The organism is Streptomyces genisteinicus (assembly GCF_014489615.1).
GTDB lineage: Bacteria > Actinomycetota > Actinomycetes > Streptomycetales > Streptomycetaceae > Streptomyces > Streptomyces genisteinicus.
Genome location: NZ_CP060825.1, coordinates 743,407 through 757,056 on the forward strand (window position 1 = coordinate 743,407; position 13,650 = coordinate 757,056).

General features: G+C 73.1%; 15 protein-coding genes. 4 read left to right on the forward strand and 11 right to left on the reverse strand.

Annotated features, from left to right (window positions below):
* Positions 1-74: 74 nt before the first annotated feature.
* Positions 75-1,439 (forward strand): dipeptidase, encoded by a 1,365-nt coding sequence (locus IAG43_RS03220; RefSeq protein WP_187739232.1) that lies wholly within the window; start codon positions 75-77, stop codon positions 1,437-1,439.
* A 169-nt stretch (positions 1,440-1,608) separates the two neighbouring features.
* Here the strand turns inward: IAG43_RS03220 and IAG43_RS03225 are convergent, their stop codons facing one another.
* The gene (locus IAG43_RS03225) at positions 1,609-2,643 is read right to left on the reverse strand and encodes an NUDIX hydrolase (RefSeq protein ID WP_187739233.1); all 1,035 of its coding nucleotides are present in this window, start codon (positions 2,641-2,643) and stop codon (positions 1,609-1,611) included.
* A 166-nt stretch (positions 2,644-2,809) separates the two neighbouring features.
* Between IAG43_RS03225 and IAG43_RS03230 the strand changes: the two genes are divergently transcribed.
* Positions 2,810-2,989: a hypothetical protein gene (locus IAG43_RS03230; RefSeq protein ID WP_187739234.1), complete on the forward strand. Its 180-nt coding sequence runs from the start codon at positions 2,810-2,812 to the stop codon at positions 2,987-2,989.
* Positions 2,990-3,159: 170 nt separating this feature from the next.
* Here the strand turns inward: IAG43_RS03230 and IAG43_RS03235 are convergent, their stop codons facing one another.
* Complete coding sequence (locus IAG43_RS03235; protein ID WP_187739235.1) at positions 3,160-4,110, reverse strand: ROK family protein; 951 nt, start codon at positions 4,108-4,110, stop codon at positions 3,160-3,162.
* A 226-nt stretch (positions 4,111-4,336) separates the two neighbouring features.
* Here IAG43_RS03235 and IAG43_RS03240 point away from each other — a divergent pair, with 226 nt between their 5' ends.
* Entirely contained in the window at positions 4,337-5,317 is a 981-nt protein-coding gene (locus IAG43_RS03240) for a LacI family DNA-binding transcriptional regulator (RefSeq protein WP_187744278.1), read from the forward strand.
* A 60-nt stretch (positions 5,318-5,377) separates the two neighbouring features.
* On the opposite strand, the gene IAG43_RS03245 is transcribed toward IAG43_RS03240, so the two are convergent.
* The 6 genes from IAG43_RS03245 to IAG43_RS03265 form a co-directional block, all read right to left on the reverse strand.
* Positions 5,378-6,667: a DUF6986 family protein gene (locus IAG43_RS03245; RefSeq protein ID WP_187739236.1), complete on the reverse strand. Its 1,290-nt coding sequence runs from the start codon at positions 6,665-6,667 to the stop codon at positions 5,378-5,380.
* A 173-nt stretch (positions 6,668-6,840) separates the two neighbouring features.
* A complete protein-coding gene (locus IAG43_RS03250) occupies positions 6,841-7,803 on the reverse strand; it encodes an electron transfer flavoprotein subunit alpha/FixB family protein (protein WP_187739237.1) in 963 nt (320 codons plus the stop codon).
* Positions 7,804-7,885: 82 nt separating this feature from the next.
* Positions 7,886-8,671: an electron transfer flavoprotein subunit beta/FixA family protein gene (locus IAG43_RS03255; protein WP_187739238.1), complete on the reverse strand. Its 786-nt coding sequence runs from the start codon at positions 8,669-8,671 to the stop codon at positions 7,886-7,888.
* A gap of 181 nt (positions 8,672-8,852) precedes the next feature.
* A complete protein-coding gene (locus tag IAG43_RS03260; RefSeq protein WP_187739239.1) occupies positions 8,853-9,488 on the reverse strand; it encodes a flavin reductase family protein in 636 nt (211 codons plus the stop codon).
* Between the two features lie 24 nt (positions 9,489-9,512).
* Complete coding sequence (locus tag IAG43_RS35175; protein WP_425508566.1) at positions 9,513-9,614, reverse strand: putative leader peptide; 102 nt, start codon at positions 9,612-9,614, stop codon at positions 9,513-9,515.
* Positions 9,615-9,687: 73 nt separating this feature from the next.
* Complete coding sequence (locus IAG43_RS03265; protein ID WP_187739240.1) at positions 9,688-10,014, reverse strand: thioredoxin family protein; 327 nt, start codon at positions 10,012-10,014, stop codon at positions 9,688-9,690.
* 274 nt (positions 10,015-10,288) lie between these two features.
* Between IAG43_RS03265 and IAG43_RS03270 the strand changes: the two genes are divergently transcribed.
* On the forward strand, positions 10,289-11,011 hold the full coding sequence (locus IAG43_RS03270) for a lysophospholipid acyltransferase family protein (protein WP_187739241.1): 723 nt from the start codon (positions 10,289-10,291) through the stop codon (positions 11,009-11,011).
* A 132-nt stretch (positions 11,012-11,143) separates the two neighbouring features.
* Here IAG43_RS03270 and IAG43_RS03275 read toward each other — a convergent pair whose 3' ends face one another.
* The 3 genes from IAG43_RS03275 to IAG43_RS03285 form a co-directional block, all read right to left on the reverse strand.
* Complete coding sequence (locus IAG43_RS03275) at positions 11,144-11,743, reverse strand: transglutaminase-like domain-containing protein (protein ID WP_187739242.1); 600 nt, start codon at positions 11,741-11,743, stop codon at positions 11,144-11,146.
* An 84-nt stretch (positions 11,744-11,827) separates the two neighbouring features.
* Positions 11,828-12,889 carry a threonine aldolase family protein gene (locus tag IAG43_RS03280; RefSeq protein ID WP_187744280.1) on the reverse strand — a complete coding sequence of 354 codons (1,062 nt, stop codon included), beginning with the start codon at positions 12,887-12,889 and terminating at the stop codon, positions 11,828-11,830.
* Positions 12,886-13,641 carry an SDR family oxidoreductase gene (locus IAG43_RS03285; RefSeq protein ID WP_187744279.1) on the reverse strand — a complete coding sequence of 252 codons (756 nt, stop codon included), beginning with the start codon at positions 13,639-13,641 and terminating at the stop codon, positions 12,886-12,888. The genes IAG43_RS03280 and IAG43_RS03285 overlap by 4 nt, the downstream gene beginning before the upstream one ends.
* Positions 13,642-13,650 lie beyond the last annotated feature (9 nt).

A 13,650-nucleotide genomic window follows, 5' to 3' on the forward strand; every position in this document is an offset into this window, starting at 1 on the left:
CCCCCTGTGGGAGGATCGGCCGCACATGCGCTGTACACACAACGCACAACGTCGCACCCACAAGGAGCGTGCCCATGACCGCCCATCCGATCGCCGAGACCGTCGCCTCGCTCATGCCCCGCGCCAAGGCGGAGCTCGCGGAGCTGGTGGCCTTCCAGTCGGTGGCGGACGAGGCGGTGTCGCCGCGCAGCGAGTGCGAGGCGGCCGCCGAATGGGTGGCCGGGGCACTGCGCGCGGAGGGCTTCGAGGACGTCGCCCTGCTGGACACCCCCGACGGCTCCCAGTCGGTGTACGGGGTGCTGCCCGGCCCGGCCGGTGCGCCGACGGTGCTGCTGTACGCCCACTACGACGTGCAGCCGAAGCTGGACGAGGCGGCCTGGCTCAGCCCGCCGTTCGAGCTGACGGAGCGCGACGGCCGCTGGTACGGGCGGGGCGCGGCCGACTGCAAGGGCGGGTTCGTGATGCACCTGCTCGCGCTGCGGGCGCTCACGGCGAACGGCGGTGTCCCGGTCACGGTGAAGGTGATCGTGGAGGGCTCGGAGGAGCAGGGCACGGGCGGGCTGGAGCGTTACGCCGAAGCGCACCCGGAGCTGCTGGCGGCCGACGCGATCGTCATCGGCGACACCGGCAACTTCCGGGTGGGCCTGCCCACGGTGACGGCCACGCTGCGCGGCATGACCATGATCCGGGTGCGCGTCGACACCCTGGAGGGCAACCTGCACTCGGGGCAGTTCGGCGGGGCCGCCCCCGACGCGCTGGCCGCGCTGATCCGCATCCTGGACTCGCTGCGGGCCGAGGACGGCTCGACGGTCATCGACGGGCTGCCGGCACGGGCCGAGTGGGACGGACTCCGGTACCCGGAGGAGGAGTTCCGCAGGGACGCCCGGGTGCTCCCGGGCGTGGAGCTGCCCGGCGCCGGTACGGTCGCGGACCGGATCTGGGCGCGCCCCGCGGTCACCGTCATCGGCATCGACTGCCACCCGGTGGCCGGTGCCACGCCGTCCGTCCCGGCGTCGGCCCGGGCCCAGATCAGCCTGCGGGTGCCGCCCGGCCAGGACGCCGCGGAGGCGACCGAGCTGCTGTTCGCGCACATCGAGAAGCACACGCCGTGGAACGCCCGGGTGTCGATGGAGCAGGTCGGGCAGGGGCAGGCGTTCCAGGCCGACGTGACGAGCCCGGCGTACACGTCGATGGCGGAGGCGATGCGGGTGGCGTACCCGGGTGAGGAGATGCAGGCGTCCGGCATGGGCGGCTCGATCCCGCTGTGCAGCACGCTGGCCGCGCTCTACCCGGAGGCGGAGATCCTGCTGATCGGCCTGAGCGAGCCGGAGGCGCAGATCCACGCGGTCAACGAGAGCGTCTCGCCCGAGGAACTGGAGCGGCTCTCCGTCGCCGAGGCGCTGTTCCTCTCCAACTACGCCGCGTCCAAGCGGGCCTGACCCGGGGCGCCGCGTCCGGGCGGGTCCGGGGCGGCCGTGTCGGGGCGGGTCCGGGGCGGCCGTACCGGAGCGGCCGGTGGACCGGCCGCCCGGTACGGGGCCGAGGTGCCGGCGCACCGTCCGGACGGCGCGGGACGGGCGGACTCCCGCAGCACGCCCTGGGGTCCGGTCAGCCGACGGGGACGCCCGCCTCCAGGTTGAGGACCGTGCCGCGCTCCCGGGCCCGCAGCGCCCAGCGCAGGCGCTCGTAGCGGTTCGGGGGCAGCAGCCCGGCCGCCTCCTGTTCGGAGACGAAGCGCCAGTCGCGCAGTTCGGGCCCCGGCAGCCGCACCGTGCGCGCCGTCGCGGCGGGCAGCGTGCCGCCGTCGAAGAGCAGGCGCAGGCCGCCGAAGGCCGGGGGGCGGGCGGGCTCCCAGTCGATGACGAGCAGCCGGGGCACCTCCCCCAGCCGGATGCCGAGTTCCTCGTGGACCTCCCGGACCCCGGCGCGCGCGGGCGCCTCGCCGCGTTCGACCACCCCGCCCGGGAACTCCCAGCCCGGCTTGTAGGTCGGGTCGACGAGCAGCACCCTGCCCTCCTCGTCGAAGAGCAGGACGCCGGCGGCGACGGTCTCGGCGGTCGGCTCGGGTGTCTGCACGATCTCGCAGGCCGGTGCCTCGCCGCTGCTGACGGCGGCCGCGACGAGCCGCGCGGCCTCCCGGGGTCCGACGTGGCCGGTGTCGACGACGTGGGCGTCCGCGGTGAGCCACGGCAGCGCCGCCAGGTAGTGCTCGACGTGGTCGTACGACCACTGACGGACGCGGAGTTCGCCGTCCGGTGTCCCGGGTGTCTCGCGACCGGCGATACGTGCGCGCAAAATCGTTTCAGCAGGCGCCAGCAGCACATGCCGCACGGCTATGCGGCGGGCGGCGAGACCTCCGAAGATCTCGTCCCGGTACTCCTGGCGCAGCACGGTCATGGGCACCACGAGCACACCTCCCAGCTCTGCCAGCAGGGCGGCCGCCGTGTCCACCACCAGGCGGCGCCAGATCGGCAGGTCCTGGTAGTCGGTGACCTCGTCGAGCCGCTTGCGGGGCAGCAGGGACCCCAGGGCGTCACCGACGAGTTCGGGGTCGAACAACGTGCTGTTCGGGATCAGATCGATCAGTTCGCGCGCGGTGCTGGTCTTGCCCGCTCCGAATGAACCGTTGATCCAGACGATCACGGGTCCCCCTCTTCCGTAGCCCACTGTGGATTGCCCGCAACACCCTGCCACGGAAACCGGCGGCCCGAACCGCTTGGCCGATCAGCCGCTCAACTGTGGCCGGGCCGTAGCCGTGACACCTCGCGGGGCGGGTCGTTGGAGCGGGAGAGACGAAGGGGACACGGAGATGCGCCGTACGGTGTTGGAGACGTTCCCCGCGGGAGACCCGCGGGGCAGCCGGCACGCCGAGCAGTACGCCCGGCACCGCCGGGACGAGGGCCTCGCAGCCGAGGTGGTGATGGACCTGGAGTCCGACGCCTTCCTGGTGATCGTGCCCCAGCAGCAGCAGACGGGCCGGCACTGGTGAGCGCGGCAAGCGGCGGCGGCCGGGTGGCGCCGCCAGAGGCCGCCGCCCGGGCGGTGTGCGTCCCGCAGGGGTGAGGCCCGGGGCGGCCGGCCGTGGACGGGGCCCGCGGTGGGCGCGGGCGGGCGGTACGGCCCCACCGTGCGTGCCTCCGCTCCCCCGGGCCGGACCGCTCAGGCCGGGGTGCGCTCCGGGCGGCGGCCGAGGAGCGCGGCCGCCGCCGCGCCCACGAGTCCGGCGTCCGTGCCCATGCGCGCGGGAGCGATCGTCAGCCGGCGGACGAAGGAGAGGGCGGCGTAGTCCCGCAGGGACCTGCGCAGCGGGTCGAACAACACCTCGCCGGCGCCCGCGACGCCGCCGCCGATGACGGCGATGTCGAGGTCGGCGAGGGTGGCGGTGGCGGCGATGCCCGCCGCGAGCGCCTGCGCGGCCCGCTCGAAGGAGGCGATCGCCACCGGGTCGCCCGCGCGGGCCGCGGCGGCGACGGCGGCGGCCGTGGCGTCGCCGTCCCGGCCGGGCGTCCAGCCCTGCTCGAGTGCCCGGCGGGCGATGTTCGGTCCGCTGGCGATGCGCTCGACGCAGCCCCGGGCGCCGCAGGGGCAGAGGTCGCCGTCCAGGTCGACGCTGATGTGTCCGATGTGCCCGGCGTTGCCGGTCGGTCCGGTGTGCAGGCGCCCGTCGAGCACCAGGCCGCCGCCGACTCCGGTGGACACCACCATGCACAGCGCGTTGCCGAAGCCGCGCGCCGCGCCGCGCCAGTGTTCGGCGGCGGTGACGGCGACGCCGTCGCCCACCAGGTCCACGGGCAGGCCGCCGACCGCCCGCGAGACCCGTTCGACGAGCGGGAAGCCGCGCCAGCCGGGCACGTTGACGGGGCTCACGGTGCCGGCGGACCGGTCGACGGGGCCCGCGCTGCCGATCCCCACGGCGACGACTCCCGGCCACAGCGGGGAGGCCGCGAGATCGTCGAGAACGGCGGACACGGCACCCATCACGGTCTCGGCGTCCCCCTCGGCCGGAGTCGGCCGCTGGGCGCGGAGCAGGAGGTCGCCGTCACCGTCCACCAAGGCTCCGGCGATCTTGGTGCCGCCGATGTCGAGCGCGGCGACGAGGCTGGTGTGCATGGGCGTGCGGTCCCCCGGGGAGATGGTCGGAGCTGGCGTTCCGTACCAGTGTCCATCGGGCATGACAACGTTGTCCAGGCCCTATGCCCGATGCCACACCATCCCATACCATCGGACGCGTCCACCGACCCCCGACCGAAGGCGCCTCGTGGCCGAAACGACCCGCCCCCAGCCCGTGACGGGCCCTCCCGGCGGCGCCGAGCCGCGGTACGGGAACCGGCCGACGATGAAGGACGTGGCGGCACGTGCCGGAGTGGGCCTCAAGACCGTCTCCCGGGTGGTCAACGCCGAGCCCGGGGTCACCCCGGACACCGAGCGCCGCGTGCAGGAGGCCATCGAGTCCCTCGGATTCCGCCGCAACGACAGCGCCCGGGTGCTGCGGAAGGGGCGCACGGCGTCGATCGGACTGGTCCTGGAGGACCTCGCCGACCCGTTCTACGGTCCGCTGAGCCGCGCGGTCGAGGAAGTGGCCAGAGCGCACGGCGCGCTGCTCATCAACGGTTCGAGCGCGGAGGACCCGGGCCGTGAACAGGAGTTGGTGCTGGCGCTGTGCGCCCGGCGCGTGGACGGTCTGATCGTCATCCCGGCGGGCGACGACCACCGCTACCTGGAGCCGGAGATCAAGGCCGGGGTGGCCACGGTCTTCGTGGACCGGCCCGCGGGGCGCATCGAGGCCGACGCGGTGCTCTCCGACAGCTTCGGCGGCGCCCGCTCGGGCGCGGCCCATCTGATCGCGCACGGCCACCGGCGGATCGCCTTCATCGGCGACCAGCCCCGGATCCACACGGCGGCCGAACGTCTGCGCGGCTACCGCGCGGCGATGGCGGACGCGGGACTCGCGATCGACGACTCCTGGGTGTCGCTCGGCTCCACCGCCCCGGAGCGGGTCCGCGACGCCGTGGCCGCGATGCTGGCCGCTCCGGAGCCGGTGACCGCGATCCTCGCGGGGAACAACCGGGTGACCGTCACCGTCGTACGCCATCTCGCCGCCTGCGAGCGGCCGGTGGCGCTGGTCGGCTTCGACGACATCGAGCTCGCGGACCTGCTCGGCATCACGGTGATAGCCCAGGACGCGGCGGCCCTCGGCCGCACCGCGGCGGAGCGGCTCTTCCGCCGGCTGGACGGCGTGAGCGAGGCGCCCCGTCAGGTCACCCTCGACACGGCGCTGATCCCCCGCGGCTCGGGGGAGATCCCGCCGGCGGGCTGACCCCGGGGGCGGGCCGCGGAAGGCGGCCCGCCGGCACGCGGTGCGTCACACCGCCCGGGGCTACTGGGCGGAGGCGGTCAGATCGCCGCGGCGGGGCGCGGCGAAGGCGTCGAGGTCGGCTCGGGTCAGGCCGGTGAGCCGGGCGACCTCGGCGCTGTCGAGGGCCCCGCAGTCGATGCCGCGCAGCAGGTAGGAGCTGAGGGCCTTCGCGGTGGCCGGCTCGTCCATGACATCGCCGCCAGCGTGGCCGGCGTAGGCCGCGAGGCGCGCGGACGCCTGCTCGAAGCCGCCCCGGTAGAAGGCGAAGACGGCGGCGTAGCGGGTGGGCAGGTGCCCCGGGTGCATGTCCCAGCCCTGGTAGTAGGCGCGGGCGAGGGCGCGGCGGGTGAGCCCGTAGTGCAGCCGCCAGGCGTCGTGGACCTTGGCGGTGGACCCGACCGGGAGCACGTTGGTGGAGCCGTCCGAGACCCGTACCCCGGTGCCGGCGGCGGCGACCTGCATGACCGCCTTGGCGTGGTCGGCCGCGGGGTGGTCGCTCGCCTGGTGGGCGGCGGAGACGCCGAGGCAGGCGCTGTAGTCGAAGGTGCCGTAGTGCAGTCCGGTCGCCCGGCCCTCGGCGGCGTCGATCATACGGGCGACGGTGGCGGTGCCGTCGGGTCCGAGGATGGACTGGCTGGTCTCGATCTGGATCTCGAAGCCGATCCGGCCCGCGTCCAGACCGCGCGCCTTCTCGAACTCCTCGACGAGGCGCACCATGGCGCCGACCTGTTCGGTGTACGTGACCTTCGGCAGGGTGAGCACCAGCCCGTCGGGCAGGCCGCCCGCCTCCATCAGGCCGGTGAGGAACACGTCGAGGGTGCGGATGCCCCGGTCGCGCACGGCGGCTTCCATGCACTTCATCCGGATGCCCATGTACGGCGCGGCGGTGCCGTCCGCGTACGCCGCGGAGATCAGCCGGGCGGCGCGCGCCGCGTCCGCGTCCTCGTCGGTGCCCGCGTAGCCGTCCTCGAAGTCGACGCGCAGGTCCTCCACCGGCTCGCGCTCCAGCTTGGCCCTGACGCGGGAGTAGACGGGCTCGGCGAGCTCGTCGGGAAGTCCGAGGACGGCGGCGAAGGTGCGGGCGTCGGGGGCGTGCTCGTCGAGTGCGGCGAGCGCCTGGTCGCCCCAGGCGCGCACGGTGCCGGCGCCGAAGACCTCGCCGGGGACGTAGACGGTGTGGACGGGCTGGCGTGTGCCGGGATCTCCCGGGTAGCGGCGGGCGAGCTCGGCGTCCACCGGCGCGAGGGACGCGCTGATGCCCTCGCTGACCGCGCCCGCGAGGCTCGTCGCCACCTTCTCCTGCTGACCCATCCCACACCCTCCGCACACGTCGTGTCCGTGCTTTCCGCTCCACGGAATCAACATTCTGTTGAAATTACGCTATCGGGCGGCCGTGACCTGCGTCAATGGTGCGTGACATGCGGCAGGGGCCGCGCGGTGGTGGTCACCGTGCGGCCCCTGTCGGGTGTGTGGTTCCGGGGAGGTCAGCCCTTGCGGGTGTTGATCTCCTCGGTGAGCTGGGGGACGACGGCGAAGAGGTCGCCGACGACGCCGTAGTCGACGAGGTCGAAGATCGGGGCCTCGGCGTCCTTGTTGATCGCGACGATGGTCTTCGAGGTCTGCATGCCGGCCCGGTGCTGGATCGCGCCGGAGATGCCGGAGGCGATGTACAGCTGCGGGGACACGCTCTTGCCGGTCTGGCCGACCTGGTTGGTGTGCGGGTACCAGCCCGCGTCGACCGCGGCACGCGAGGCGCCGACCGCCGCACCGAGCGAGTCCGCCAGCGCCTCGATGACCGCGAAGTTCTCCGCGCCGTTGACACCCCGGCCACCGGAGACCACGATCGCCGCCTCGGTCAGCTCCGGACGCCCGGTCGACTCCCGCGGCGTACGCGAGGTCACCCGCGTCCCCGTCGCCTTCTCCGAGAACGACACCGCCAGCGCCTCGACCGCACCCGCGGCCTGAACCGGCTCCACCGGAGCCGAGTTCGGCTTCACCGTGACGACCGGAACACCCTTCGACACACGCGACTTCGTCGTGAACGACGCGGCGAACGCCGACTGCGTCGCCACCGGACCCTGCTCACCGGCCTCCAGATCGACCGCGTCGGTGATCAGACCCGAACCGATCCGCACCGCCAGACGCGCCGCGATCTCCTTGCCCTCCGCGGACGACGGCACCAGCACCGCCGAAGGCGACACCGCCTCGACCGCGGCCTGCAACGCCTCCACCTTCGGGACCACCAGGTACTCCGCGAACTCCGGCGCGTCCGCCGTCAGCACCCGCACCGCACCGTGCCCGGCCAGCACCGACGCCGTGTCGGCGGCACCCGCACCCACCGCCACCGCGACCGGCTCACCGATCCGACGCGCCAGCGTCAGCAGCTCCAGCGTGGGCTTGCGGACCGCACCGTCCACGTGATCGACAAAGACGAGAACTTCAGCCATGGGACAACTCTCCTGCTGTGAAAGACGAACGGGGAACGAGAAAGACCGGGCATCGGACGAACATCCGACCCGCCGGGCGTCGTCAGACGAACTTCTGACCCGCGAGGAACTCGGCGAGCTGCCTGCCGCCCTCGCCCTCGTCCTTGACGATCGTGCCCGCCGTGCGCGCCGGACGCTCGGCCGCCGAGTCCACCGCGCTCCACGCACCCGCGAGACCGACCTCGTCCGCGTCGATCTCCAGGTCCTCCAGGTCCCAGGACTCCACCGGCTTCTTCTTCGCCGCCATGATCCCCTTGAACGACGGGTACCGGGCCTCGCCCGACTGGTCCGTCACCGACACCACCGCCGGCAGCGACGCCTCCAGCTGCTCCGACGCCGTGTCACCGTCCCGGCGGCCCGTCACCGTGCCACCCTCGACCGACACCTCCGACAGCAGCGTCACCTGCGGCACACCCAGCCGCTCCGCCAGCAGCGCCGGAACCACACCCATCGTGCCGTCCGTCGACGCCATCCCCGAGATCACCAGATCGAAACCGGCCTTCTCGACCGCCTTCGCCAGCACCAGCGACGTACCGATCACATCCGTACCGTGCAGATCGTCGTCCTCGACATGGATCGCCTTGTCCGCACCCATCGACAGAGCCTTGCGCAGCGCGTCCTTCGCGTCCTCCGGACCCACCGTCAACACCGTCACCTCGGCGTCGTCGGCGTTCTCCGCGATCTGCAGCGCCTGCTCCACCGCGTACTCGTCCAGCTCCGACAGCAGGCCGTCGACGTCGTCCCGGTCGACGGTCAGGTCATCGGCGAAGTGCCGGTCGCCGGTGGCGTCGGGCACGTACTTCACACAGACAACGATCCTCAGGCTCACGCCGGCTCTCCTACTGCATCGTCTCTACTGGAATCCCTTGTGAACGCAGCATAGGCGTCCTGTGGGGCGGATCCCGGTCGGGGCGGGCCGCGCTCCGAACGAAATATTACTCGCCAGTACACCCGCCCCGATACGACTAAGCAAGCGCTTTGACATGTGATCTGGCCAACGGCCGGCGGCCTCAGGTCCGCAGGCCCGTGAAACGCCCCTGGTGGTAGAGCAACGGGCTGCCCTCGGGGCCGTGTCCGCCGTCGACGATCTCGGCTATGACGATGCTGTGGTCGCCGGCCGGCACCCGCGCCACCACCCGGCCGACCAGCCAGGCCAGCACGCCGTCGAGCACCGGTACCCCCTGGGGCCCGGTGCGCCATCCGGTGGGTTCGGCGAAGCGGTCGACGCCGCTGCGGGCGAACCGGGCGGCGAGATCGTCCTGGTGCTCGCCGAGTACGTGCACGCCGACGTGGTCGGCCTCCGCCAGCACCGGCCAGCTGGAGGAGCCGGTGCCGATGCCGAACGAGACGAGCGGCGGCTCGGCGGCGACGGAGGTGAGCGAGGTGGCGGTGAACCCGACGGGGCGCTCGCCGTGCGCGGTGATCACGGCGACCCCGGCGGCGTGCCGCCGGAAGACGGAGCGCAGCAGCCCGGGCGTGTCCGGGCCGGCCGGAACGGGCTCCACGGGTGCGGCGACGGGGGCTGCGGGAACGGGGGCCACGGATGCGGTCGGCGCGTTCCGGGGCGCGACGACGGACGGGGGCGCGGGACGCGGGGCGGCGGAGGCGAGGGGCGAGGCGGTGCCGAGATCGATCGACGCGGTCATCGAAAGGTCCTTCTTCGGGAGTGGCTACGGACGGGCTGCGGCTGCTCCGGCAGCCCGACAGCGCGCGCTCGCGTTACGGGCGAGGTCGACGTGGAGCCGCCCGTGGAGAAGGAGTTCCTGATGCACAGTGGCCAGCCTGACGATGGTTGCCGTGTGCAGTCAAGTACGCCTCGGCATGTGGGACGGACCTCACGGCGGGTCACATCGCCCGTCCGAGCGCCGCGATGACGTCGGCCCGGCGGGGCTCGCCCGCCGCCCGGACGACGATCCGGCCGGCCGCGTCGAGGACCAGCACGGTGGGGGTGGCGCGGACGTCCAGCCGTCGCACGAGGTCCAGGTGCGCCTCGGCGTCGATCTCCACGTGCGTCACGCCGTCGACCATGGCGGCGACATCGGCGAGGGTCCGGCGGGTGGCCCGGCAGGGCTGGCAGAACGCCGTGGAGAACTGGACGAGCGTCGCACGGCGGCCGAGTTCCGCGCCCAGGTCCCCGGCGCCGAGCGCCCCGTCCGCTGCCGTGTCGCCCACGAGTGGAACTCCTCCGTGCCGTTCGTACGTTGTCCCCGTGTCCAGCGCTCCGCGGAGCCGGCCGCATTCCCGCCGGTCGGCGCGGGGTGCGGCCGGTGGCCGCCACCGGTGACGCCCCGGCGGCGGAACGTGACGAGAATCTCGCCCATGGACCGCGCCAGGGCTGGTCAGCACGGCACACATGGGGCACGATCGCCCCGAAGCCGAAAACCTACGGCTGCGTAACTTCCACCGGGAGAACCCTCCCCGGGTACGACGAAAGGGTCCTCCCCAGATGGCAGAGCTCGTCTATCGGCCGGTCGTCGGTGCCGCACTCACGATGTTCAAGGCACTGGACCTGAAGATCGACACCCAGGGCTCCGAGAACATCCCCCGCTCGGGCGGCGCCGTCCTCGTCAGCAACCACATCAGCTACCTGGACTTCATCTTCACCGGCCTCGCCGCACTGCCGCAGAAGCGCCTGGTCCGCTTCATGGCCAAGGACTCGGTCTTCCGCCACAAGGTCTCCGGGCCGCTCATGCGCGGCATGAAGCACATCCCGGTCGACCGCGAGCAGGGCGAGGACGCGTACAAGCACGCGCTGGAGTCGCTGCGCTCCGGCGAGATCGTGGGCGTCTTCCCGGAGGCGACGATCTCCCAGTCGTTCACGCTGAAGTCGTTCAAGTCCGGCGCCGCGCGCCTCGCCCAGGAGGCCGGGGTGCCGCTGATCCCCATGGCACTGTGGGGCACCCAGCGCGTGTGGACGAAGGGGCGCCCGCGGAACTTCAAGCGCGCGCACATCCCGGTGACGATCAGGGTCGGCGAGCCCGTCGAGGCGCCGGCCGACCAGTACGCGGGAGCGATCACCCGGCGGCTGCGCGAGCGGGTGCAGGAACTGCTGGAGGCGGCCCAGCGCGCCTATCCCGTGCGCCCCAAGGACGCCGACGACACCTGGTGGGTGCCCGCACACCTCGGGGGCACGGCGCCGACTCCGGCCGAGGTCCGCGAGAGCCGCTGACCGTCACCGCGCGCCCCGTACCGCCCCGGCCCGGGCGGTACGGGGCGCGCGGTCGTACCGGGTCGCCGCGCCCGGACGCGGCGACCCGGCCGCGCACGCCCCGCCGGCGGGGAACTCCCGGGCGCCCGCCGGTCAGAACTCCGCGGGAAGCATGGGCCAGAGCGTCCGCCGGTCGGGAGCCGCCCGCAGGGCCGCGAGCACCGCGGGGTGGGGCGCGTCGAAGAGCACCGGGCAGTCCGCCTCGCCGAGTTCCTCGCGCACGGTCCAGGCCAGCCGTTCCGTGTCGAGACTGAAGCGGGCGTCGATCCCGCGGACGTTGCCCCGCGGGTCCTGCCGGTCCCAGCGCTCACGGCCCGGCAGCCGGACCGCGACGAGCCCGTGGAGCACCGGCGCCGTTCCGTCGTCCTCGGTGAGGCGCTGGTAGCACAGTGCGGTGGGGATGCCTGCGGCGCGCAGCAGTGCCGTCAGGGCGTGGGACTTGGCGTGGCAGATGCCGTGGCCCCGGGCGAGGACGTCGGAGGCGCACCAGGTGACCTCCTCCGCCCCGATGTCGGCGGAGTGGGCTATCCGGTCGCGGATGTGGTGGTAGGCGGCCTGAGCGTATGTGTATGCATCGCTTGTCTCGGCACCGAGGTCGGCCGCGGTGCTTCGCACCAGCGGGTGGCCATGGTCGATGGCCTCGCTCTGCGCCGTGTATGCAGTGATCGACGGGTGAGCACGGATCAGTTCCATGGCGTCAGAGCGTAGGAATGCGACCGGCCGGTCGTCAATTGATTTCCGGTCGACCGCATTCTTATGCACTTGGTGGGAGGGCGGTCAGCGCGCCATCTCCTCCTTGAGGGCCTGGACGAAGGCGTCCACGTCGTCCTCGGCGGTGTCGAACGAGCACATCCAGCGGACGTCTCCGGCCGCCTCGTCCCAGAAGTAGAAGCGGAAGCGCTCCTGAAGCCGCCGGGTCACCTCGTGCGGCAGCCGCGCGAAGACCGCGTTGGCCTGCACGGGATGAAGGATCTCCACCCCGTCGACCCCTCGGACGCCCTCGGCGAGGCGCTGCGCCATGGCGTTGGAGTGGCGGGCGTTGCGCAGCCACAGGTCCTTGGCGAGCAGGGCCTCGAACTGGACGGAGACGAAGCGCATCTTGGAGGCGAGCTGCATGGACATCTTGCGGAGATGCTTCATGTGGCTGACGGCGTCCGGGTTCAGCACCACGACCGCCTCGCCGAAGAGCATGCCGTTCTTCGTGCCGCCGAGGGAGATCACGTCGACGCCGGCCGCGTTGGTGAACGCGCGCATGGGCACGTCCAGCGAGGCCGCCGCGTTGGCTATCCGCGCGCCGTCGAGGTGCACCTTCATGCCGTGGCCGTGGGCGTGGTCGACGACGGCGCGGATCTCGTCCACCGTGTAGACGGTGCCCAGTTCGGTGTTCTGGGTGATGGAGACGACCTGGGGCATGGCCCGGTGCTCGTCCTCCCAGCCGAACGCCTGCCGGTCGATCAGCTCGGGGGTGAGCTTGCCGTCCGGCGTCGGCACGGTGAGGAGCTTGAGGCCGCCCATCCGTTCGGGGGCTCCGCCCTCGTCGACGTTGATGTGGGCGGACTCGGCGCAGATGACGGCGCCCCAGCGGTCGGTCAGGGCCTGGAGCGCGGTCACGTTGGCGCCGGTGCCGTTGAAGACCGGGAACGCCTCGGCATGCGCCCCGAAATGGCTGTGGACGATCCGCTGGAGGTGGTCCGTGTAGTCGTCCTCGCCGTAGGCGACCTGGTGGCCGCCGTTGGCGAGGGCGAGCGCGGCGAGGACCTCGGGGTGGGCTCCCGCGTAGTTGTCGCTGGCGAATCCGCGGACGGAGGGGTCGTGGTGACGCCGGGCGTCGGTCTTCACGGAGCGGGGGTCAGCCACAGACGCTGTCCATTCAGTTCCCGGGCGGGCCGGTCCCAGACGCCGGCGATGGCGTCCGCCAGCTCCGTCACGTCCGTGAAGCCCGCGAACTTCGCATTCGGGCGCTCGGCGCGCATGGCGTCGTGCACCAGTGCCTTGACCACCAGGATGGCAGCCGCCGCCGACGGGCCCTCGTCGCCCCCCGCCTTGCGGAAGGAGTCGGCCAGGGCGAGCGTCCACGCCTCGGCCGCGGCCTTGGCCGCGGAGTAGGCGGCGTTGCCCGCGGTGGGCTTGCTCGCGCCCGCCGCGCTGATCAGCACGTAGCGTCCGAGGTCGCTGCGGAGCAGCGCGTCGTGGAAGGCGAGCGAGGTGTTCTGGACGGTACGGATCAGCAGCTTCTCCAGCAGCGCCCAGTCGGCGGGGTCGGAGGCGGTGAAGCCCGCGCTCCCCCGCCAGCCGCCGACGAGGTGGACGACGCCGTCGATCCTGCCGAACTCCTTCTCGGTCTTGGCCGCCCACTCACGGGTGGCGGCCAGGTCCAGCAGGTCCACCGTGTCGCCGGTGACGGTGGCGCCTCCGTGGGCGTAGCGGGCGGCGTCCACGGCTTCGGCCAGGCGTTCGGCGTCGGCGTCGGAGGCGACGACCGTCGCACCGGCCTCGGCCAGCCGCAGCAGGGCGGCCCGGCCCGCGGGTCCGGCCGCGCCGGCCACCGCGACGACCGCACCCTCGAGTGCCCCGCTCGTGTCGCTGTTCATGGTCGCCTC

Bases quoted from the DNA above. Each gene is read 5' to 3' on its own strand.
- IAG43_RS03220 (WP_187739232.1), top strand. From the start codon at position 75: ATGACCGCCCATCCGATCGCCGAGACCGTCGCCTCGCTCATGCCCCGC.
- IAG43_RS03230 (WP_187739234.1), top strand. From the start codon at position 2,810: ATGCGCCGTACGGTGTTGGAGACGTTCCCCGCGGGAGACCCGCGGGGC.
- IAG43_RS03235 (WP_187739235.1), bottom strand. From the start codon at position 4,110: ATGCACACCAGCCTCGTCGCCGCGCTCGACATCGGCGGCACCAAGATC.
- IAG43_RS03240 (WP_187744278.1), top strand. From the start codon at position 4,337: ATGAAGGACGTGGCGGCACGTGCCGGAGTGGGCCTCAAGACCGTCTCC.
- IAG43_RS03245 (WP_187739236.1), bottom strand. From the start codon at position 6,667: ATGGGTCAGCAGGAGAAGGTGGCGACGAGCCTCGCGGGCGCGGTCAGC.
- IAG43_RS03250 (WP_187739237.1), bottom strand. From the start codon at position 7,803: ATGGCTGAAGTTCTCGTCTTTGTCGATCACGTGGACGGTGCGGTCCGC.
- IAG43_RS03260 (WP_187739239.1), bottom strand. From the start codon at position 9,488: ATGACCGCGTCGATCGATCTCGGCACCGCCTCGCCCCTCGCCTCCGCC.
- IAG43_RS03270 (WP_187739241.1), top strand. From the start codon at position 10,289: ATGGCAGAGCTCGTCTATCGGCCGGTCGTCGGTGCCGCACTCACGATG.
- IAG43_RS03275 (WP_187739242.1), bottom strand. From the start codon at position 11,743: ATGGAACTGATCCGTGCTCACCCGTCGATCACTGCATACACGGCGCAG.
- IAG43_RS03285 (WP_187744279.1), bottom strand. From the start codon at position 13,641: ATGAACAGCGACACGAGCGGGGCACTCGAGGGTGCGGTCGTCGCGGTG.